The organism is Pseudomonas sp. 102515 (assembly GCF_031085165.1).
GTDB lineage: Bacteria > Pseudomonadota > Gammaproteobacteria > Pseudomonadales > Pseudomonadaceae > Chryseomonas.
This window is the reverse complement of record NZ_JAVHTY010000028.1, coordinates 1-223: the sequence shown is the minus strand read 5'-3', so window position 1 is coordinate 223 and position 223 is coordinate 1. Positions and strand designations below refer to the sequence as shown.

General features: G+C 70.4%; 1 protein-coding gene. It reads left to right on the top strand.

The window, feature by feature from the left end:
- A partial coding sequence (locus tag RCF34_RS22845; RefSeq protein WP_308710168.1) for a pyridoxal-phosphate dependent enzyme occupies positions 1-223 on the top strand: 223 nt, incomplete at both ends.

Here is a 223-nt window from a genome sequence, read left to right as displayed (position 1 = left end):
GCCGCGCACCACCCCCGAGCTCAAGGTCATCGGCGTGCAATCGCGCGGTGGCGAGGTGGTGCTGCACGGCGACGCCTTTCCCGAGGCCCTGGCCGAGGCCTTGCGCCTGGTAGAGGAACAGGGCTACACCTTCGTGCCGCCCTATGACGATCCGGACGTCATCGCCGGCCAGGGCACCGTGGCCATGGAGATCCTGCGCCAGCATCCGGGGCGGCTCGATGCC